This window comes from Rhizobium sp. M1, from assembly GCF_002531805.1.
Classification (GTDB): domain Bacteria; phylum Pseudomonadota; class Alphaproteobacteria; order Rhizobiales; family Rhizobiaceae; genus Rhizobium; species Rhizobium etli_C.
Genome location: NZ_NWSW01000039.1, coordinates 1 through 19,508, shown reverse-complemented (window position 1 = coordinate 19,508; position 19,508 = coordinate 1). Strand labels below are relative to the sequence as shown.

The 19,508-nt window shown below is 58.8% G+C and carries 16 protein-coding genes and 11 pseudogenes; 20 read left to right on the top strand and 7 right to left on the bottom strand.

The window, feature by feature from the left end; all coding sequences use genetic code 11:
* The first annotated feature begins 2 nt into the window (after nucleotides 1-2).
* From CO655_RS28320 to CO655_RS28255, 14 genes and pseudogenes are all read left to right on the top strand, one after another.
* Nucleotides 3-340, top strand: a pseudogene (locus CO655_RS28320) (type IV secretion system protein VirB3).
* Nucleotides 333-2,699: a VirB4 family type IV secretion system protein gene (locus CO655_RS28315; protein WP_097667533.1), complete on the top strand. Its 2,367-nt coding sequence runs from the start codon at nucleotides 333-335 to the stop codon at nucleotides 2,697-2,699. Before CO655_RS28320 ends, CO655_RS28315 begins: the two are co-directional and overlap by 8 nt.
* Nucleotides 2,696-3,397, top strand: a complete 702-nt coding sequence (gene virB5 / locus CO655_RS28310) for a P-type DNA transfer protein VirB5 (RefSeq protein ID WP_097667532.1) — start codon at nucleotides 2,696-2,698, stop codon at nucleotides 3,395-3,397. The genes CO655_RS28315 and virB5 overlap by 4 nt, the downstream gene beginning before the upstream one ends.
* Nucleotides 3,394-3,627, top strand: coding sequence for an EexN family lipoprotein (locus CO655_RS28305; RefSeq protein WP_097667531.1), 234 nt, complete (start codon nucleotides 3,394-3,396; stop codon nucleotides 3,625-3,627). Before virB5 ends, CO655_RS28305 begins: the two co-directional genes overlap by 4 nt.
* A 2-nt stretch (nucleotides 3,628-3,629) precedes the next feature.
* Nucleotides 3,630-4,562: a type IV secretion system protein gene (locus CO655_RS28300; RefSeq protein WP_176539318.1), complete on the top strand. Its 933-nt coding sequence runs from the start codon at nucleotides 3,630-3,632 to the stop codon at nucleotides 4,560-4,562.
* Nucleotides 4,563-4,600: 38 nt separating this feature from the next.
* Nucleotides 4,601-4,882, top strand: coding sequence for a hypothetical protein (locus CO655_RS34500; RefSeq protein WP_097667530.1), 282 nt, complete (start codon nucleotides 4,601-4,603; stop codon nucleotides 4,880-4,882).
* A gap of 1 nt (nucleotide 4,883) precedes the next feature.
* Nucleotides 4,884-5,554 (top strand): annotated as a pseudogene (locus CO655_RS28290) (virB8 family protein).
* A pseudogene (locus CO655_RS28285) lies at nucleotides 5,551-6,138 on the top strand (TrbG/VirB9 family P-type conjugative transfer protein); the annotation flags it as partial. The pseudogenes CO655_RS28290 and CO655_RS28285, both read left to right, overlap by 4 nt.
* Nucleotides 6,125-7,267, top strand: a pseudogene (virB10, locus tag CO655_RS28280) (type IV secretion system protein VirB10); the annotation flags it as partial. The pseudogenes CO655_RS28285 and virB10, both read left to right, overlap by 14 nt.
* A 1-nt stretch (nucleotide 7,268) precedes the next feature.
* Nucleotides 7,269-8,060: pseudogene (locus tag CO655_RS28275) on the top strand (DUF2493 domain-containing protein); the annotation flags it as partial.
* An 84-nt stretch (nucleotides 8,061-8,144) separates the two neighbouring features.
* Nucleotides 8,145-8,411 (top strand): antitoxin of toxin-antitoxin stability system, encoded by a 267-nt coding sequence (locus tag CO655_RS28270; RefSeq protein ID WP_097667529.1) that lies wholly within the window; start codon nucleotides 8,145-8,147, stop codon nucleotides 8,409-8,411.
* The gene (locus tag CO655_RS28265) at nucleotides 8,408-8,806 is read left to right on the top strand and encodes a type II toxin-antitoxin system VapC family toxin (protein ID WP_097667528.1); all 399 of its coding nucleotides are present in this window, start codon (nucleotides 8,408-8,410) and stop codon (nucleotides 8,804-8,806) included. Before CO655_RS28270 ends, CO655_RS28265 begins: the two co-directional genes overlap by 4 nt.
* 174 nt (nucleotides 8,807-8,980) lie before the next feature.
* Nucleotides 8,981-9,370 (top strand): hypothetical protein, encoded by a 390-nt coding sequence (locus CO655_RS28260; protein ID WP_176539317.1) that lies wholly within the window; start codon nucleotides 8,981-8,983, stop codon nucleotides 9,368-9,370.
* Between the two features lie 374 nt (nucleotides 9,371-9,744).
* Nucleotides 9,745-10,230, top strand: a complete 486-nt coding sequence (locus CO655_RS28255) for a helix-turn-helix transcriptional regulator (protein ID WP_097667546.1) — start codon at nucleotides 9,745-9,747, stop codon at nucleotides 10,228-10,230.
* A gap of 77 nt (nucleotides 10,231-10,307) precedes the next feature.
* On the opposite strand, the pseudogene CO655_RS28250 reads toward CO655_RS28255, so the two are convergent.
* The 4 genes and pseudogenes from CO655_RS28250 to CO655_RS28235 form a co-directional block, all read right to left on the bottom strand.
* A pseudogene (locus CO655_RS28250) lies at nucleotides 10,308-11,542 on the bottom strand (CapA family protein).
* An 81-nt stretch (nucleotides 11,543-11,623) separates the two neighbouring features.
* Nucleotides 11,624-12,466: pseudogene (locus CO655_RS28245) on the bottom strand (transporter substrate-binding domain-containing protein).
* 57 nt (nucleotides 12,467-12,523) lie between these two features.
* Nucleotides 12,524-13,273, bottom strand: coding sequence for an ABC transporter permease (locus CO655_RS28240; protein ID WP_016737468.1), 750 nt, complete (start codon nucleotides 13,271-13,273; stop codon nucleotides 12,524-12,526).
* Nucleotides 13,274-13,277: 4 nt separating this feature from the next.
* The gene (locus CO655_RS28235; protein WP_016737469.1) at nucleotides 13,278-13,943 is read right to left on the bottom strand and encodes an ABC transporter permease subunit; all 666 of its coding nucleotides are present in this window, start codon (nucleotides 13,941-13,943) and stop codon (nucleotides 13,278-13,280) included.
* A 242-nt stretch (nucleotides 13,944-14,185) separates the two neighbouring features.
* On the opposite strand from CO655_RS28235, the gene CO655_RS28230 reads away from it, so the two are divergent.
* Both CO655_RS28230 and CO655_RS34495 read left to right on the top strand, forming a co-directional pair.
* Nucleotides 14,186-15,097, top strand: coding sequence for a LysR family transcriptional regulator (locus tag CO655_RS28230; protein ID WP_042120104.1), 912 nt, complete (start codon nucleotides 14,186-14,188; stop codon nucleotides 15,095-15,097).
* A 173-nt stretch (nucleotides 15,098-15,270) separates the two neighbouring features.
* Nucleotides 15,271-15,448: pseudogene (locus CO655_RS34495) on the top strand (IS630 family transposase); the annotation flags it as partial.
* Nucleotides 15,449-15,657: 209 nt separating this feature from the next.
* Here the strand turns inward: CO655_RS34495 and CO655_RS28225 are convergent.
* Both CO655_RS28225 and CO655_RS28220 read right to left on the bottom strand, forming a co-directional pair.
* Nucleotides 15,658-15,768, bottom strand: a pseudogene (locus CO655_RS28225) (IS630 family transposase); the annotation flags it as partial.
* Nucleotides 15,769-15,826: 58 nt separating this feature from the next.
* Nucleotides 15,827-16,021, bottom strand: coding sequence for a hypothetical protein (locus CO655_RS28220; protein WP_010068053.1), 195 nt, complete (start codon nucleotides 16,019-16,021; stop codon nucleotides 15,827-15,829).
* A 474-nt stretch (nucleotides 16,022-16,495) separates the two neighbouring features.
* On the opposite strand from CO655_RS28220, the gene CO655_RS28215 reads away from it, so the two are divergent.
* The 4 genes and pseudogenes from CO655_RS28215 to CO655_RS28185 all read left to right on the top strand — a co-directional run bounded on the left by CO655_RS28215 (nucleotide 16,496) and on the right by CO655_RS28185 (nucleotide 18,952).
* Entirely contained in the window at nucleotides 16,496-16,672 is a 177-nt protein-coding gene (locus CO655_RS28215; protein ID WP_004668584.1) for a DUF3606 domain-containing protein, read from the top strand.
* Between the two features lie 884 nt (nucleotides 16,673-17,556).
* Nucleotides 17,557-17,790: pseudogene (locus tag CO655_RS34490) on the top strand (DUF5372 family protein); the annotation flags it as partial.
* A 74-nt stretch (nucleotides 17,791-17,864) separates the two neighbouring features.
* On the top strand, nucleotides 17,865-18,356 hold the full coding sequence (locus tag CO655_RS28190) for an ATP-binding protein (protein ID WP_225882825.1): 492 nt from the start codon (nucleotides 17,865-17,867) through the stop codon (nucleotides 18,354-18,356).
* A gap of 98 nt (nucleotides 18,357-18,454) precedes the next feature.
* A complete protein-coding gene (locus tag CO655_RS28185; RefSeq protein ID WP_245423943.1) occupies nucleotides 18,455-18,952 on the top strand; it encodes a helix-turn-helix domain-containing protein in 498 nt (165 codons plus the stop codon).
* Here the strand turns inward: CO655_RS28185 and CO655_RS33625 are convergent.
* Nucleotides 18,934-19,123 (bottom strand): annotated as a pseudogene (locus CO655_RS33625) (transposase); the annotation flags it as partial. The gene CO655_RS28185 and the pseudogene CO655_RS33625 overlap by 19 nt on opposite strands.
* Between the last annotated feature and the right edge of the window lie 385 nt (nucleotides 19,124-19,508).

The following is a 19,508-nucleotide window of genomic DNA, read 5'->3' as shown; positions in this document are numbered from 1 at the left end:
CCATGGCGAGCATTCCGATCCTCGAAGACGACACGCTGTTTCTCGCCTGCACGCGCCCGGCAATGATCGCCGGCGTGACGATGGAGGCGATGGGCGTCAACATCATGCTGACGACCATCCTTTACATCACCGCGGGATCAATCGCCTACGCGCTGGTCGGGATCGTCTTCCATGTCCTGTTTGGCGCGCTCGTCAAACACGACCACAACATGTTTCGGATCCTGATTGCGTGGATTGAAACCCGCGGCCGCTCCCGCAATGCCGCCTATTGGGGCGGGCCACGCTCTCGCCCCTGACGCTCACCCGGCGCTACGACGAAAGGGATCTCGGCCTTGGCTAATATCGAGACGCTCCGGTCTCGCGAGCTCGGGCCGGAGACCTTCATCCCCTATGTCAGGCATGTCGACGAGACGACGATCGCGCTCGAAACCCGAGCGTTGATGACAATGATCGCTCTCGACGGCATTTCCTTCGAGACATCAGACGTCAGGGACCTCAACGGCCTGCACCGCAGCCTGAACACGCTCTATCGCAATATCGCTGACGAGCGACTGGCGCTGTGGACGCATGTGGTGCGCCGCCGCGACAATGCCTATCCCGAGGGACGCTTCGCCAATCCCTTCTCCGACGGTCTGAATGCCAAATACCGCGAGCGGATGGTTGGCGAAGACCTGTTTCGCAACGATCTCTATCTCACGCTCGTCTGGCACCCCGGCCGCGATCCTGCCGAAAGGGCAGTCAATCTTATCTCCCGGCTGCGCAAGGCGCGCCGATCCGGCATCGAACTCGACGAACAGGCCCTGAAACATCTGCGTGACCGGGTCGCGGACGTCGTCGCCGGCCTGCAGCGCTTCGAGCCGCGGCTGCTCACCCTGCACGAACGTGACGGCATCCTGTTCTCCGAGCCGAGCGAAGTGCTTCACCAGATCGTCGGCGGTCGGCGCGAACCAATTCCCTTGACGCAAGGACGAATTTCCTCGGCGATCTATTCCGACCGGGTTATTTTCGGGCGCGAGACCGTCGAGATCCGTCACGAGGCCGACAGCCGCTATGCCGGCATGTTCGGCTTCAAGGAATATCCGGCGACGACGCGCAGCGGCATGCTCGACGGTATCCTGACCGCACCTTTCGAGCTTATTTTGACGCAGTCCTTCGCCTTCACGTCGAAGGCCGACGCCCGAACGATCATGGGCCGCAAGCAGAACCAGATGGTCAGCGCCGGCGACAAGGCCGCTTCGCAGATCGAAGAGCTCGACGAGGCGATGGACGATCTGGAATCCAATCGCTTCGTACTCGGGGAGCATCACCTTGCGCTTGCCGTCTTTGCGCCCTCGGTCAAGGAATTGACCGATCACTTGGCGAAGGCGCGCGCTTATCTCACCAGCGGCGGCGCGGTCGTCGCCCGCGAGGATCTTGGGCTCGAGGCTGCATGGTGGGCGCAGCTGCCGGGCAATTTCCGCTATCGGGCCCGTTCAGGGGCAATAACCTCGCGCAACTTCGCAGCGCTTGCTCCCTATCACTCCTATCCCACAGGTCAGAAGGACGGCAACGAATGGGGGCCGGCCGTCGCCATGCTGAAGACCGCATCCGGCGCGCCCTTCTATTTCAATTTCCATCACGGTGATCTCGGCAACACCTTCGTCTGCGGCCCGTCGGGTACGGGTAAGACGGTGCTGTTGAACTTCATGCTGTCCCAGCTCGAAAAGCATGATCCGTATATGGTCTTCTTCGACAAGGACCGCGGCGCCGACCTTTTCGTGCGCGCGGCCGGCGGTACCTATCTACCGCTGAGGAATGGTGTCGCCACCGGCTGCGCGCCGCTGAAATCGCTGGAGTTCACGGCAGAAATCAAGGTATTCCTCACCGGCTGGATCGCCAAGCTGGTTAGGCCCGCATCTGGCGAATTATCGATCACCGAATTGCGAGACATCGCCTCGGCGGTCGACGGGGTGGCGGACCTGCCGGTGGAGCGTCGCTCCATCGGCGCCCTGCGCACCTTCCTCAACAATACCGATCCCGAGGGTATCGCCGCACGTCTGAGACGCTGGGAGAGGGGGGGGCCGCTCGGCTGGGTCTTCGACAACGAGACCGACGATATCGGCATCGGCGCCAGGTTCATCGGCTACGACATGACCGATTTCCTTGACAACGAGGAGATCCGCACGCCGTTGATGGCCTATCTGTTCTTTCGCATCGAGCAGCTCATCGACGGGCGCCGCATCATCATCGTCATCGACGAATTCTGGAAGGCGCTGCAGGACGAAGGTTTTCGTGATCTCGCCCAGAACAAGCTCAAGACAATCCGCAAGCAGAACGGTCTCATGCTGTTTGCGACCCAGAGCCCGCGCGACGCCATCGTCTCGCCGATCGCCCATACGATCATCGAGCAGTGCCCGACACAGATTTACCTAGCCAACCCGCGCGGCGACCGCGCCGACTATGTCGACGGTTTCAGGCTGACGGAGCGCGAATTCGAGCTCGTCTCGCGCGAGCTCTCCGTCGAGAGCCGCCGCTTCATCGTCAAGCAGGGGCACAACAGTGTCGTCGCCGAGCTGAACCTCAACGGTTTCGACGACGAGCTCGCCATTCTCTCCGGCCGGACAGCCAATGTGGAATTGGCCGATACGATCCGATCGGAGATCGGTGAGGGATCGGAGGACTGGCTTGCCGTGTTCCACCACAGAAGGAGGACAGCATGACCCGAGGAAGTGCAACAGGGCTCTTGCTTGCATCGGTCGCCTTGCAGACGTCAGCGATGCTGGCGTCTGCCCAGGGCATCCCGGTTATCGACCAGACGTCGATTGCCAAGCAGATCGAGAGCATCACGCAGCTGAAGTCCCAGCTCGACACCTTGAACCAGCAGCTCCAGCAGGCCCAGCAGCTCTATGGATCGCTGAACAAGATCACCGACATGGCCGACGTCGCCAACCTGCTGAACGATCCTTCGATCCGCAAGGCGCTACCGCAGGACTTCAACGCGATCGAGGGGCTGTTCAAAGGTTCCGGTAGCGGCGTCTTCGGCAGTTCCGCCTCGAAATTCCTTCAGGACAACTCCAGCTATCGCACCGATGCCGACGATTTCTATGCGCAGGAGTTGTCGCGCATCCAGAACCAGAACGCCGGGCAGATGAGCTTGGGACAGCAGATCTACAACGCCGCCACCAAGCGCATCGACGGCATCGACGAGCTTCGCCAGAAAATTTCCGGTGCGGCCGACGCCAAGGATATCGCCGACCTTCAAGCGCGCCTCCAGGCGGAAACCGCCTTCCTGCAAACCGACGTGCTGCGGATGCAGGGCCTGCAGATGGTCCAGCAGGCCCAGGCACAGGTCGATGACCAACGCAAGGCCGAAGATTGGCGCAAGCGCATGGACACGATGGGAGCGGCGCTCAAATGAAATGGTTTCTTTCTGGCACGGCCATGCTTCTCCTGGCGGCCTGCTCACCCCAGGCGGAGACGATTTACACCGTCGATGAACTTGCAGCCGACGATGCGCTGCTCGCGAAAATCATCGGCGAATGCCGCAACAATCCCGGCGAACTCCGCGACACGCCCAATTGCCGCAACGCCGAGGCAGCCGACGGCAAGTTGCGGCTGGAGCGCATGGGCAAATCATTGGGAGGCTGACGATGTACCAGGTCTTCAGCTTCGTCGATGGGCAGTTCAAGACACCGCTCGAAAACTTCATTTCCTCCGGCACCTCGAATATCGCCAGCTGGGTCAGTGGCCCGCTGACGGCGGCACTTACGCTTTATGTCGTGCTCTACGGCTATCTCGTTCTGCGGGGCTCCGTGCAGGAACCGATCCTCGAATTCGCCTTCCGCGCAATGAAGCTTGCGATCATTGTCATGCTGGTCAGGAACGCCGGCGACTATCAGACCTATGTCACCAACATCTTCTTCGACGCCCTACCCAGGGAGATTTCGCAGGCGCTGAATTCGGGCACGGCGCCGAGCGCATCGACCTTCGACAGCCTGCTCGATAAGGGCCAGAAATGCGCCAAAGAGATATGGTCGCGGGGTTCCTGGCCTATCGATATCGTCACGGGCGTGGGCGGCCTACTGGTTATCGGCGCAAGCTTTCTTGTCGCGGCGATCGGTTATATCGTTTCGCTCTATGCCCGGCTGGCGCTTGCCATCGTGCTGGCAATAGGTCCGATCTTCATCGCGCTCGCCATGTTCCAGTCGACCCGCCGGTTCACCGAATCCTGGATCGGCCAGCTCGTCAATTTCGTCATCCTTCAGGTGCTGGTCGTTGCCATCGGCTCGCTGCTGATCACCTGCATCGATACGACGTTTACGGCGATCGAAAGCTATAGCGACGTGCTGATGCGGCCGATCGCGCTCTGCGCCATTTGCGTCGCCGCACTCTACGTCTTCTACCAACTGCCCGGCATTGCTTCGGCTCTTGCGGCGGGCGGGGCGTCGCTCACCTATGGCTACGGCGCGGCCCGCGATGCGCATGAAAGCGCGCTCGCCTGGGCGACATCCCACACAGTCAGAGCGGTCGGCCGCGGCGCGCGTTCCGTCGGCCGCCGTCTGACTCCAGGCCGGACCGAATGACGACCCCCAATGCTTCAGCTAATTGAACAGGTTTTAGGATGCTCCGAATCGTTTTATCGTTTTTTGTGACCGCTGGCCTCTTAGGCTGCGGTTCGATTTCCCACCCGTTGCCCAAATGTGATGGTTATTCCCGCCGGCCGCTGAACCGCGCCATGTGGCAATGGCAGGACAGTGGAGGCGAGCAGCCGGCGACCCGGGCCGTTCCCGCTGAGCCGACCAGTCACGCCGCCGCCTATGTGCCGGAACCATCTTCAGCCACACCGGCCGCTTTCGCGCATTTCGATGTCGCGGGCTCCTACCGTCCATGCGAGGGCGAATGACATGGTGACCACGAATAACCTCAAAAGTTACTTCGACAAGGCCCGCCGGTTCGATCAGGATCGGATGATCCAGGTCGAGCGCTCCGCCCGGATCGCCTGGTTCGTCGCTGTTTGCGCCAGCATCCTGCCGGCGTCTCGGTGTTTGCCATTGCCGGTCTCACGCCTCTCAAAACCGTCGAGCCTTTCGTCGTGCGGGTCGATAATTCCACCGGTATCGTCGATGTGGTCTCGGCGCTGACATCCACCGCCGGCACCTACGACGAGGCGGTCACCAAATATTTTGCCGCCAAATATGTCCGCGCCCGCGAAGGTTACGTCTGGAGCGAAGGCGAGGAGAATTTCCGCACCGTCGCCTTGCTGTCGACGCAGCCGGAGCAGACTCGATTTGCCGCAGTCTACCGCGGCAGCAATCCGGATTCCCCGCAGAACATTTATGGCCGCAGCGCCACGTCGCGGATCAACATTGTTTCCATCTCGCTGATCAACGCCAATGTGGCATCCGTCCGCTATATGAGGACCGTGACCCGCGGTGACGAGGTGAGCACCACGCACTGGGTTGCGACCCTGACCTTCTCCTATGCCAACGCTCCGATGTTCTCGACCGACCGGCTGACCAATCCGCTCGGCTTCGTCGTCAGCGAATATCGCGCCGATCCGGAGGCCATCAATTGAGACCCCGCTTTCTCCTTCCGCTCATCCTGGCCACCGGGTTTTCGTCTGCAGCGCTCGCCCTCGAGACGCCGCGCGGCGCCGTGCAGGACAGCCGCATCCGTTTCGTCGACTACCAGCCCTATAACATCACCAAAGTCGTCGGCACACTGCGGTCTTCGGTGCAAATCGAATTCGCCGCCGACGAGGAAATCGCTCATGTGGCGCTTGGCAACAGCGTTGCTTGGGAAGTGGCGCCGGCCGGCAACATCCTGTTCCTGAAGCCCAGGGAAAATCAGTCGGTGACGAATATCTCGGTCGTGACGACACGACGGGACGGCTCGACCCGCAGCTATCAGATGGAACTCACCGTCCGCGACGGCAGCGTCGAAGCCGGTCAGAACACCTATTTCTATGTAAAATACCGCTATCCCGCTGATGAGGCGGAGCGGCGCCGGCAGGAAGCAGCTGCGCGCGCGCGGGCGGCACAGGCCGGCGAGGCTGATCGCGTGCTTGCCCTTCACGAAGCTTATGGACCGCGCAACTGGCGTTATACGGCGCAAGGGTCCCAGGTGCTCGAACCGCAAGCGGTCTATGACAACGGCCGAGGAAGAGATTACCCAGATCCCGGGCGAGCGTGCCGAGACGTCGGCCGGCAGCCGGCTCGACAATAACCCGATCCTCAAACGCGGCGCTTTCGCCTTGGCGATCGTCGTCTTTGTCACGTTCGCTCTCTGGTCGATGCGAGGGCGGGACAAGCCGTCAGACGGTGCCCAGCCGGAGCGCGTTGTCATCCGGCAGACATCGGATTTCGAACCGACCAAGGAGCCGGTCCAGCCGGTAGCGCCTCTTCCACAGGTCCAACTCCCGACGCCTGTCGCCGCCGAGCAGGCGCCGACCGACGGCGACAAGCTGCTCGATGCTGCCCGTCGTGCGCCGGTCATCGCCTATGGCGGCGAGAAATCGCCGGCAACGCGGCGGCAGGATCAGGGCGAGGCGTCGGATCAGGCCTCGAATTACGTGCCGTTCGGCGCCAATCCCGGCGGCTTCGCCTCGCAGGGCGAAAACGATGACCAGCGCTTCAACCGCTTGCTGACACCGACGCAATTGCAGGGATCGCGTGCCGGCACGTTGGGCAATCGTGATTTCATCGTCGCCATGGGGACATCCATTCCTTGCGTTCTCGAGACCGCGCTCTCCTCCGATCAGCCGGGGTTCACGAGCTGCGTCATCAACCGGGACGTTCTCTCAGATAACAGCCGCGTGGTGTTGATGGAAAAAGGCACGCAGATCGTCGGAGAATATCGCGGCGGCATTCGGCGTGGACAAAAGCGCCTGTTCGTCCTTTGGAACCGGGCGAAGACGCCGAAAGGCGTGATCATCACTTTGGCGTCGCCGGCAACCGATGCGCTCGGCCGGGCCGGCATCGATGGTTATGTGGACACTCATTGGTGGGAGCGGTTCGGCAGCGCAATGCTCCTGTCGATTGTCGGCGATGCCAGTTCCTATGCCAGCAGCCGGCTGCAGGACGGTGATGTCGACGCGCAAAACACCGCCAGTGCCGGTCAGCAGGCCGCGGCGATCGCCGTCGAGCAATCGATCAACATTCCGCCGACCCTCATGAAGCATCAGGGTGAACTCGTTTCGATCTTCGTCGCCCGCGACCTCGATTTCTCGAGCGTTTACCGGCTTCGCGTGACCGAGCCACGCAATCGTGTCTACGACCGCGCGGTGCTTCCAGTCGGCGCTGACCGCCATGTTCGATGCTCTATTCGAAATGCTCGGCGATACCCGCCTGGAGTCCGATCTCGAAGACCTCCTGTGGTCGACGGTCAATCTCTTCCACCGCGCCGGCGAGCGCATCCAGCGTGAGCTTCAGCGTAATGGGGATAGCCAACGCAACGGTCAGCGCGAGCAGGACGGCTCGGAGGTCAAGAGTGTCGAGTTGGAGCGCCTCGTTGCCGAAGGCATCACGCTGCTTGAGCGCCGCAATGCCTTCGAGTTCATGCGCGCCTATGCGGGCGACCTCTTCGAACCCAATGCGGCTCGGCATTGCGGCCGCGGACGGGCTCCAAGGTCAGCCACGCCGACATGACCGCGGCGATGATCGACTCCAGAGACTTTCTATCCGCCCGCCGGCGCGCCGAGACCGAAGTGCTGATCCCGGCAGGCACCAAGATCGCCTTCGGCGGCGGCATCGACTACAATGATCACGAACGAATCTGGGCGAAACTCGATCAAGCCCTCGCCAAATATCCCGACATGGTGCTGCTGCACGGCGGCTCGCCGAAGGGCGCCGAACGTATCGCTGCCTGCTGGGCAGAAGCGCGCAAGGTGATACAGATCGCCTTCAAGCCGAACTGGACGAAGCACGCAAAGGCCGCACCGTTCCGCCGCAATGACGACATGCTCTCGGTCATGCCGGCTGGCGTCGTCATCTTCCCCGGCTCCGGCATTACCGGCAATCTGGCCGACAAGGCCCGCCGACTTGGCATCTCCGTTTTGGCAAGCGGCGGGAGATGGCGCGTAAGCGCCATCTGTCCATACGGCTGAAGGAGATGCTTGCATTTCGCAAAAATTGTGTACACATTTGCCGTTGAAACGGAGCTTCGCCATGACCCAATCTCGGCAGCAGATACCATCTCCCCGCCGTGTCGGCGTGCGGGAATTTCGCGGCAACCTGACGTCTTTCCTCAAGCAGGTCGAAGACGGCCAGCGGTTCGTCCTGACGTCGCATCACAAGGTTGTCGCCGAAATCGGCCCGCCGTCAGCCGGCGCCGTCATGCGGAAACCAGGCGCGTTGCGCGGAAAGATCAAAGTTGCCGATGACTTCGATGGTCTGCCGGCGGATGTTCTGAAGTCCATGGAAGACGGGACGTGAGGCTGCTGCTCGATACACATGCCTTGCTGTGGTGGCTGAACGACGACGAGAAGCTAGGGAACCATGCGCGTCGCCTTATCGGCGATCCCGAGAATGATGTCCTCGTCAGTGCTGTCTCCCTTTGGGAAATCACTGTGAAGCTGCGCATCGGCAAACTTGATGCCGATCTCGAAGAGATTGTTGCGATTTTGCCGGATCAAGGTTTCGACCGGCTGGATATCTCGGACGCGCATCTTATCGCTCTCGCTGCTCTTCCACTTCATCACCGCGATCCTTTCGATCATCTGCTCATGGCGCAAGCCGTGGTGGAGGGAGCGTATTTGGTTTCGGACGATCAAAATGTCGCGCTTTATGGCATTCCGTTTGTGACTTGCTCCGATCCTGTTGCCTTGTGATCACACCGAGCTTGGCTCCGCGGATGAACCCGGCTCGAAGGGCGGCTTTTTCCACTTTGGCTGGATGGCAGGGTCCTCCGGTCGAAGGCGACAGATGATGTCCGTGTTGAATTCTCGCCGCCAAGTCTTGTGGAGGCCCTGAGAACTGGCCAGATCGTTCCGAACCTTCTGCTGATGTTCATCGTAACGTCGATCCTGCCTGGCGTGCGTGTCCTAGGTGGAAGTCGGCATACGATCTATTATCCGTTGATGCGCTGGGCATTCTGCGAGGCGTTGAGGAGCAACCATCGTGACACACAGCTTCTCAACGCCCTGTCAAACGACGAACGGCCGGGGGTTTGGGGCCATCGCATCATCTCCTCGCCGTGCGAGCCGTTTTCGCTGTTGAATGCTTTTAGCCGTGGGGGAATTGAAACGCTTCTCGAGCAGTTCGGCAAGATGAGCATTATCGACGCTTGCGGGCCCCTTTCCAGCTTCACCCAGGACCCCCTATGGGCGGAGCTTGCGGTGGCCTATTCCTCAGGGAGAGTGGGCAGACAATCCTCGCAATGGGCGTTCCGCTGATCGCACCTCCTTTGGTTTTCTGACCACTTTACCGCCCGAAGCGTGACCTCTCGCTCTTGAAGTGTCCGCGCGTAAAGCGAAGCTATTGAATTTTGTAAAGAATTCGGTTGCAGCGGGCGGATTTCCACTAAGTTTGGCCGCGAGGCAGTACGCGCTGCCTTGGGGATTAGAACCCGCTGTTAGCGGTTGGTGTCGGCCGATTCGGCACCACACTCCTTGACCTTCGGTCGAGGAGCCTGTGGCGTATGTCCAGGTTCCTCGGAACTAAAGGCCATAGGGCCGTCTAGCACGGTGTTCTAACTCCCCGATCAGTGGGTTGAGCGAGTTATTCCGCGGGGGCGCACCGCGTGAAACTCGCCATCGGGGTGTCCACCATGAAGCGCTATGCAGCAGCACAGGTTCGGACTTCGAGGCCTGCGCAAGCCGAACAGTCGAATTTAGCGCGCGAGTTGGTGCACCCAGTTGATCGGCATGTCGGACAGCAAATCCGTATCCGCCGAATGCAGTCGAATGTGTCCCTGGGGGATCTTGGCGCCGGCATCGGGGTCAGCTTACAGCAGGTGCAAAAATATGAAAGCGGCAAGAACCGCGTCAGCGCTTCGATGCTCTACGAGCTTGCCAATTGCCTCAAGATCCCTGTTTCGAGATTTTTCGAAGGCCTTCCAGATCCCGAAACCACTCAGGGCCAGCAATTCATGACAGAGATTGATGAGAAGATTGCCTATATTTACACGGCGGAGGGACGGCGTCTGATAGACGACGTTTTGCTCCTTTCCCCGCGTGTGCGTAGCCGCGTCGTTGCCCTCGTCAGCTCGATTGTCGATGAAGAGATGGAAGAACACAAGGACGTTTCCCCATGAAAAGACAACAAGAGCGCGGCCGCAAATTGGTCAGCGTTCGTAAAGTTCTCGTCGCGCACTGCAGGTTTATTCCGCATCTAACAAACGATCTGGCCGACGTTCTTCTCTCGGTCAAGCACAGTGCCAAAACCGGCACTGCGGTCGGCAAGATCGTCAAGGATATCTGCCGCCATTCTGCCATCGGCAAGCACAGGGAAGGGGAGGCGATCGCGTGCAGGATCCGATAATGCCTCGGTTCCACCGATCACAATCGGGCGCAAGCGGATATTTTCCAGCCGTCCGCTAGATTCAAAATTGCAGGTCGCGATGACGCTCCTCCACACCTCCGGCGGGCTCCATTGCTGTTCGTCCTTTTCCGTATGGAAGAGGAAGTTGCCAAGGCCGTAGAAAATTGGCGTATTCCGATATATCTCGACCGCTTGAAGGACCGGAGCGCCATGGCTGACAAAGAGCCCTGCGCCCGCGTTCACGCAATCGTGCGCAAATTCGCGGACCCAGGCGGGGACTTGCTGCCAGCTCGGCTCCCAATGGTGATGATGCAAGTACACGATGACGAATGTATCTCGGCCCGCTTCTTCCGCGATCGCCGAAAGGTGGGCCCAGGCGCTGTGCCGGTCCACCACGATGCGGCGAGCGGTCTCATCTGATCTTCGAAACACGGTTCCATAGAAATCAATTTCGTCTTGGCCGTGAAGATCAGGCAGATCCTCCGGCTGGGCATAATTCGCGCGCTCCAAGGCGAACTTAGAAGACGCTCCTGAATGGAGCGAAGCAAGTTGAATGTTCCCGCTTCCAGGTCGAATACCCTGGAGACCTTCAGACTATTGATGCCGGGCCTTGCTATCCTGCCCTCACTTGCATCCTCGGCGTACATGAAAGACGGGCCTGGCCCAGCGTCCATGGCAATCAGCGCAACATTTCGGGATCCGAACGTCATTTTCTGTGCCGTAGAAGCATGATGCTTGTTGTGGCCGATGCCGGCATGCAGGAAATTGTGTGCCGCAACCTCCTCCAGCGTCGAGAGGATCCCCGGCGGTCCAAGATCGAAAGCATGGTTGTTTGCCAGAGCCAGGCTATTGAAACCGAGCTCCTTCAACGCGGCCAAGACATCCGGCGTTGCAGCGCCGAAATAGCTGCCTTTGAGCGGCCATCCACCATGACGACCATAGATAGTCGTCTCGAGATTGGTGAAGGCAACATCGCTTGCTTTGAGGATCTCGGCGATCTCAGCGAGCCGTGGATCGCCGATCGCTCGAAGATCATGACGGATGAGCGACTGGCCGGTGACAGCAATGGAAAAGGGTGCGGACATGTGGTCTACCTTCGATCTTTGGGACTGCCGACTGCTCACGCGCTATGGCTTCGGGGGAAATGCGTGTCGTAGAGCCAGTGTCTAGTTCGATGTCTGCGGCGAAACATCGATCTTGAACCATTGCTCGCTCAGCCGCTTAAGGGTTCCGTCGCTCGTGGCGGCCTCGATGGCGCTATCGAATGCCGCAACCAATTCGCCGTCGTCTTGCCGAAGCCCGACGCCGACACCTGGGCCCTACAGGCCACCGGAGAGCTGCGGGCCGTAGAGCGTTGCAATCCCGCCATCCGTGCTGTCGAGGAAGGCTTTCCAGGTGAAATAGTCGGCAAGGCCGCCATCGATGCGCTCAGCTACGAGATCGAGATGCATGTTGTCCTGGGAATCGTAGCTCCTGATCGTCGCGACCATTCCGAACAGTTCATTGAGCACCGCTTCCGAATTCGATGATCGCAATACGCCCAAAGTTCTGCCGTTGAGAGCGGCTCGAAGCTCCTCGATCTTTGCCTGCTTTTCAGGGTCGATAGTTGTGAGGTCGAGCTCGGCCGACGTATCCGTGGGCGGAAGATCGAGGTCTTTGCGCATGACAAGTTGGTTGAAACCTCCGGCGTAGGGCTTGGAAAAAGCGATCGATTTCTTCCGCTTCTCAGTTATCGCCATCCCCGACATGATGGCATCGAACTTTCCAACGGTGAGCGCCGGTATGATTCCGTCCCAGTCCTGAGGCACGAAAGTGCACTCGAACTTCATCCTCCGGCAAAGATCGCGGCCGACGTCGATGTCAAAGCCGGCGAGCTCCCCTTGGGGGGTGATGGCATTCCAGGGCGGCGAAGCACCTTCAGAGGCGATTGTCAGTGTCTTCCTGTCCATTGCTCCCGCGTTGTTGGCGCAGACGACAAGAGACAGGGCAAGCAGAAGTGTTCGTTTCACGACGATGTTCCTTTCATTGCTGAGTTTGATTGTTGGCGTCCGGGATGTGGGCTGGCGTCAAGTTTCAGCCGAGGCGAGAGGCGGCTTTCCGTTCGCTCTTCGAGGTACAGGTTGCGCCGGCGGTGGACGGTTTGCCGTCGGCGTCCAACGCGTCTCCAGCATCTGGAAACCTTGCGTGATCAAGAGGGTAAGCAGCAGATAGAAAGCCCCCGCGGCAATGAAGACCTCGTATGGGGCGAATGTCTCCGACACCAGCTGTCGGGCGAGCCCGGTCACCTCAAGCAGCGTGATGGTGCTTGCAAGGGAGCTTGCCTTCAGCATTCCAACCACCTCATTTGCATAGGCGGGAAGAGCGATCCTGAGGGTCAAAGGGAACACGATAAGACGGGCAGTGTGGAAACGGGAAAGGCCCAAGGCTTTGGCCGCTTCAATCTGCCCACGCGGGACCGCCTGGATCCCGCCGCGCAGAACTTCTGTCGTATGGGCGGCGCTGTTCAGGGTGAAAGCAATGAAGGCGCACCAGAACGGCTCTCGCATCACGGCCCATAGAAAGCTTTGGCGGACGAGGGGAAGCTGGCCAATCCCGTAGTAAATCAGGAAAAGCTGAACCAGAAGTGGCGTGCCGCGGAACGCATAGGTATATGCCAGCACGGGCGCGGAAGCCCACGGATTTGATGATGCCCGTAGGAAGGCGAGCGGGACCGAGACGGCGAAGCCTGCGGCAAGCGATGCGAATGTCAGAACCAGAGTGAGAAGAAGGCCGCGGGGAAGGGTGAGAAACGCTTCAAGCGCGATGGTCATGCTCATTGCCTCAACCTTTCATCGCCGGGAGCGAATAGCGGCGCTCCAATAACCGGAACGAAAGAAGGGACAGGCTTGTGAGGGCGAGGTAGATTGCAGACGCTGCGAGATAGAAGGGGAGTGGAGCGCGCAGTGAGCCTGCGCCTATATAGGCGACGCGCATGACATCCGTCAGCCCGACGACGGAAATCAGCGATGTATCCTTTATCAAGGAGATGCAAAGGTTACAGAATGCCGGCAGAGCGATCGGGATCATCTGGGGAATGATGATCAGAAACCAAATCTGCGCGTTCGAAAGCCCGAGCGCCGCTGCAGCCTCTCGTTGGCCTGGTGCAACCGCGTTGATCGCACCACGGAATATTTCCGCGGCGTACCCGCTGAACACGACGGTCAGTGCCGCGACACCGGCCGCAAATGCATTAATCTCGATGTAGCCACCGGCAATCGCGCTCAAAAGGGCGGTTCCGCCGAAATACGTCAGGAGGATGATCAGAAGTTCCGGAACACCCCGGATGATGCCCGTGTAGGCCCGCATGCACGATGAAACCGACTTACGGGTCGAGTTGCGGAGAACGGCAATAAGCAAACCTAATAGGGTCCCGAAAGCGCAGCTCAAGGCAAACACTAAAAGTGTGTTCTTCAATCCAGATAAAAATTGATCTACAAATGCGTACAATGCAAGTCTCCAATATTCTTGCGAGCGCACCGAAATAGGAAAGGTATTCTCCCGACATATACAAAGGGCTTGCCGAGATTTAACCGAGGGTAGATTGGATTCATTAGCTTAACCGGCGCTCTAAGTTTGGCGTATGTCAAAAATATACTTTGACTTGCCGCCGTCAATTTATAAGATTCAGGAAGTTTTGATAAGCGCAGCTTATGAGGCGCGTCGCTCGACCACGATTGAGATTCCCGGCCATGGACGTCACCGACTCCGGAGTGAAGATCCGCCACCTTCAAATATTGCGGGAGGTTATGCGCGCCGGCTCGGAAAGGCTCGCAGCGCAGATGTTGCGAATAACCCAGCCGGCGGTCAGCCAAAACATCAAGCAGCTAGAGGAGACTGTCGGCTTCGCGCTCTTCCGCCGGGAAAACAACAGACTGGTGCCAACCGTCAAGGCATGGGAATTTCTACGCACAATCGACGCGGCGTTTGCCGGACTTGATCGGATCGGACCGTCAATCGACTTCCTGCGGAACAACGATACGCGAATGATCGGCATCGCGGCGCCAAGCGCTTTCTCCTTCGCGACCTTGCCGAAAGTGGTCAAAAGGATTCGGGAGAGAAGCCGCTCTTACGCCGTTCAGGTGAAATCAGGAACTTATGAGCAGATTGCAGATCATGTGTTAAACGGCCGCTCGGATCTTGGCATCTCCCGATTGCCTCTTGATGAGCGCATTCTTGATTGGGTGCCCGTCGGCTCGGCCACCAACGTATGTCTTTTTCCGGCCAACCATCGATTTGCGGCACAGCAGCTTGTCACTGCCGAAGATCTTGCTAGTGAGGCGATCATCGATATCGACCCGCAAATTGCCTCTCACCAAATGAGCGTCAATGCCCTTCGATATATGGGAACCGCTCCTGACATCGCCGTGGAATATGACGCCAATGGCCATGACATTGGCTATGTCATGGCAGGGATCGGCGTTTCGATTACGAACGAGATCATTGCGAGCGAATATGCTGAATTCGACGTTGCATTCCGCGAATTTCAGCCAGGGGCAACATATCACTACGTCGTCGTTTGGCAAAAAGATCGAAAGCTGAGTGATAGCCTAAGATTTGCATTGGAAGAGATAGTCGCGGCTTTGACAGATCGGGCTGCTTGACGATCGCATCGAGGTATGACCCTCGCACCGTAAAACAGATGTTGCGAGTTCATGCTGAACCGCGAGTTGTGCGCGTAAGCTTAGAGCGGGATGATTTTAGGTAGACCCGTGAGAAGGATTCCCTATGACGCAAATCAGATTCATCCTTCTGGCCGGTCAGGAGGCTGAGCTGGATGGCGAGACCTGTTTCGAATAACCGCGAGAAGTTGTAGAAGCGGTGATACAGGAGGGGTGTGGTGCCGGGCGGCGTCCAAGCGCTTCCGCATTGGCATCAGCATCGCGATCGATTGGGTGCGGCGCGTGACGCGACGGACAGCGCAGCCCGGCAGGATGAGTAGCCACAAGCCGCGAACGGCGGTGGCTTACCTAAGCCACCGAGCAGATAGTTGCGCCATATCGTAGAAGAACATCGCGACAATCGGAACTGCGTCGGTTGGCAGAAGCGGACCGGTTGTTTGTGCGATCATTGGTGCCATGTTCTCTTTAAGTGATTCTGCAGTTATCTTAAAATGGCGGATGACACTTCAATTGGACGCAATATCGACTAGAGCAAATCCTGTTCAATCCGGCTCATATCCAGCAGCCCTGAAGTAGTTTGCGCATTCTGTCGGCGTGAAGCGGAGCATCAATGCGCCTAGGACGTCCCATAGAGCATCGATCTTTCGTTCCGCGCCCTCCGTGGTTGACTGCGGCCCCTAAACCGGGACCGCGTGCCGGTGGCGACGGAAGCTATGAGATCACATGCTCAATGCGCTCGAGGTGGTGCTGAGGCACGATCTGAAGGGGTTCCTCGGCCGCTGCGATTTCCTCGACCGTAAGTCCGGTGGCGATGGCCAGGTCCTCAAGGCTGTAGCCCTTCGCAATCCTGGCTTCGCGGCGACGAGCGGCTGCGGAGGTGTTGTCGGCGGTAGCAAATTGATCCATTCCAAACTCCAAATCACGTTGATGTAGCGGCTGAGGGGGATCTGTCCCCGATGGGTTGGCTCCTTCGTGGTGCCGACTCGGTCAGAGGTTAGCCGCAACCTGCCGAGCCGCTTGGTTTCTCTTCGCAGACGACGCTCTTGCGTGGCTTCCGCCGCGATCTTGTTCTGCGTTCGGATGCCGAGCGCTCCTGCATTAGCGCTGTTGTTCTAGTCCTGCTTTCTATGACAATCAATCCATGGGTTTGCTCATAGGCACACGACGAGCCGTACCAACTGCCTGGGAAGAATTGTCCGCTACTGATTAACTGCGGTCGCAGATATGCCTTGCGCGATCTCATCGTCGAAGTGAACCATCTCGCCCGAGGCCATGTGCAGCGCGTCCGCGACATCGCCGAAGCGCGCCTCACCATAACGGAGGCCGGAACTTATTGAATCGGCGCCCGTTCGTAAGGACCGACATTAGGAGGATCTCACCATGGCAACCACATCCAAAGCCCGCAGCCAGGATCGTGCTCGCGTCGCAGGTGGTCAGGATCACGAGGTGAAGTACGAAGCCCGGAAGGAAGGCATTTCCAAGGAAGCGGTGAAGAAGACCGTGAAGAACGTAGGCAACAGTCGCAAGAAGGTCGAAGCCGAACTCGACCGGCACTAATCCGGGTTGGAGAGTTCAACCGTGAGGGTCCGCAGCCATAAAGTCAGCGGCGGAAACAGCCGCTGAAAGTCTGGCTCCGACGGATCATAACGCAGCGGCGGAAGGCGCCTGACTGCAGGAGTTGACGACCCCGCAGGAAGCGTTTCGGAGCAAGGCTATCGAAGCTGCGGGATACAGCGCCGTCGAGCAAAGCCAAAAGTATTGGGACGCCGGAGCGTTTCTTGCAAGGGGCGGAGCCGCATCGCATGAGGAAGGGGCTGGCGAGCGAACCCAACGAGCTCCAAAGTCGCGATACGCGACGGCGTCGGCTGACTTTACCTGCAGAACAGAATTCAGAGGCCCACAGACCGTGGGGCACCGCGTGCGGACGCCGGTCCCGACCGGTCCGTTCAATCGACTTCTAGAAGCTGCCATCCCGTTTTTGGGACCGGCCAGCATCGTCGATCTTCTCGTGCTCACTGCGCTGAATAGGAAGCGCGGTCGGTATTAAGCCATTCTCCCGTAACGCCAAAGGCGAGCGGCGGAGCGCCGATCAATCGCCCGAGTCGGGTCTCCAGTGTTTGAAACGATGCTCAGGGAAGCGGTCGACGTGAACCTCGCTTAAATCCTGCGGAGTATTCCATTGCCGACATGCCAGTCGATCAGATCCCGAAACAGGCTTAGCGAGTGCCACGTGCATCGTCGTCCCGATGTGGACTGTAGACTAGCTTCCTGCATAGGGCGATGCGATCCTGAGTTGCGTTCATGTGTCCTCTCCTTCGCGACGGAGAGACCCTAAGCTATGCCGACTAGGCGGCTGCTATGGTGCCGGAAACGTTGGCAAAGTCGGTTAATCGGCATAGTTTGCTGGTCAGTATAAACGTGCTTTTGCCGCGCGCGGCAAAATGCAGTTTGAAGCAGCGTCGCGATCGTCGCCCAAGTCCTGCCGCCGCCTTCCGAGCCGGGTTCATAATGCCGGATTTCCGACGTTTGAAGCAAGGGTCACCTATCCCTTCCATCCACTGGTTGACCAAACCGTCTTGGTAACCGGCAGCCATGAGCACGAAGGCGTTCACTATCTGCTCATTCTGGCACACGGTGGTTCATTTCAAATTCCGGCATGGATGTTTGATCCTGCGGCAAGTTCGATCGAGATCGTAGCTGCGCCGCGCCTTTCGGCAACCAAACTCGTTGAACTGCGCGCCAAGCTTTGTTGCCTGACTATTCCGTTGCGGTCGCTGCGGTCGCCGATTGCACATTCAATACTCCGGGAAAGGCGGCGCAGCGATATGTTTGTCGCGGCACGTTCGGCGCCATGGCGGTCGGCAACTGTATCGGGTTCGGCGGCATGCGGGTCGATCGGGCCGTGGCGCAGGAGGTGCTCGAGCGATTGCAACCTCCGGGAATCGAGGCGGCCTTGCGGGCAATGGAGGCGCACACGCAGCGTCATAGCGACAATCAACAGCAACTCGAGAACTTAATCAAGCAAGCACAATACGAGGCTGCCAGGGCGCGCCGCCAGTATGATGCTGTCGATCCGGGCAATCGGTTGGTCGCCGGCGAACTGGAGCGGCGCTGGAATGAGAAGCTGATCCTATTGCGTGATCTCGAGGTCCAGTTCGAGATGCTCTCGACCGACCGTAACACGCCTGCTTTATCGGCCGACGACCGTACAAGATTGATGATGCTCGGTAGCGATCTATAGTAAGGCATGGCACAGGTCCCGACGCGTCTATCGAGACACGCCAAAAGATCATTCGGCTGCTGATCAAAGAAATCATTGTCGATACCGTTGACGACACATTGGCGCTCGTCATTCATTGGCAGGGTGGCGATCACACCCGGATGACGGTGAAGAAAAACAAGATCGGCCAGACCCGCTGGGCAGTTAAGGCTGATGTTGTCGATCTCGTTCGCAACTTGGCGAGGCAGTTGCCCGATTTGTCGATCGCAGCGATCTTGAATCGATCCGGCAAGCGGACAGGGCATGGCGCCAGCTGGACGCGAAGCCACGTCTGCAGTCTTCGCAACATCCACGGCGTCTCCGTCTATCGAGAAGGTGAACGGGCCGAACGCGGTGAGAGAACCCTCGACGAGGCCGCCGACATTCTAAAGGTGAGTCGAGCTACCGCCTACCGGATGGTCAGCAGCGGTGTCCTTCCCGCTCGCCAGTTATGCACCGGAGCGCCGTGGATCATCCAGCTTTCCGACCTTCAACACGAAACCGTGCGCCGCGAAGCCGATGCCAGGCGATCCCGGCGTCCGATATCTCAGGATCCGGTTCAAAATCCTCTTTTATAGACATCATCAGATGAGGAGTATGTCGCGCCCTCGTCACCTTCAGCAAACAGGCTATTTTTTCTTAACGCCTGGGGCTTGATTGCCCGCTCAACATGTGGAGTCCACTTCGACGCGGCCGTCTTTCAGGAAGCGCTCGAAGATATCGCGGCGCGATATGGAATAGCGGAGAGCTCCGCGAGTTTTGATTTTCCGGGTAACGCCCCTTAGCCACGAACAGGCACATGATCCTTGGCGCGATTTGAAGTCCACGTGAATTCCCTTGTCCCCAGCGCAACCGTCGACATTTCTCGCAAATGTCGGGCATCCGCCACTTTTGTCAGGTTTGTCGTGATTGGAACGTTTTGTTCGACCGTCTCTCCGTCAAATCCACATCAACCTGCCCTCAACCCGCCCATTGATAAAAGAAAATGATCTTCTTGGCGCGTCGGAGCAGTTGGCATGGTGTTTGCTGATCCCTGGTTACAAGCGGCAGAAAGCAGTCTGCATGATGCCGGTTCATGAAACGAACGGAACGGAGGCCACCTGACCGTTCGTCATCGGATCCGCGTTCTACCAA

What these genes read in the sequence shown, in the direction of transcription:
- virB5 (WP_097667532.1), top strand. Translation starts at nt 2,696, where the DNA reads ATGACCCGAGGAAGTGCAACAGGGCTCTTGCTTGCATCGGTCGCCTTG.
- CO655_RS28305 (WP_097667531.1), top strand. Translation starts at nt 3,394, where the DNA reads ATGAAATGGTTTCTTTCTGGCACGGCCATGCTTCTCCTGGCGGCCTGC.
- CO655_RS28300 (WP_176539318.1), top strand. Translation starts at nt 3,630, where the DNA reads ATGTACCAGGTCTTCAGCTTCGTCGATGGGCAGTTCAAGACACCGCTC.
- CO655_RS34500 (WP_097667530.1), top strand. Translation starts at nt 4,601, where the DNA reads ATGCTCCGAATCGTTTTATCGTTTTTTGTGACCGCTGGCCTCTTAGGC.
- CO655_RS28270 (WP_097667529.1), top strand. Translation starts at nt 8,145, where the DNA reads ATGACCCAATCTCGGCAGCAGATACCATCTCCCCGCCGTGTCGGCGTG.
- CO655_RS28260 (WP_176539317.1), top strand. Translation starts at nt 8,981, where the DNA reads ATGTTCATCGTAACGTCGATCCTGCCTGGCGTGCGTGTCCTAGGTGGA.
- CO655_RS28255 (WP_097667546.1), top strand. Translation starts at nt 9,745, where the DNA reads ATGAAGCGCTATGCAGCAGCACAGGTTCGGACTTCGAGGCCTGCGCAA.
- CO655_RS28240 (WP_016737468.1), bottom strand. Translation starts at nt 13,273, where the DNA reads ATGAGCATGACCATCGCGCTTGAAGCGTTTCTCACCCTTCCCCGCGGC.
- CO655_RS28230 (WP_042120104.1), top strand. Translation starts at nt 14,186, where the DNA reads ATGGACGTCACCGACTCCGGAGTGAAGATCCGCCACCTTCAAATATTG.
- CO655_RS28220 (WP_010068053.1), bottom strand. Translation starts at nt 16,021, where the DNA reads ATGGATCAATTTGCTACCGCCGACAACACCTCCGCAGCCGCTCGTCGC.
- CO655_RS28215 (WP_004668584.1), top strand. Translation starts at nt 16,496, where the DNA reads ATGGCAACCACATCCAAAGCCCGCAGCCAGGATCGTGCTCGCGTCGCA.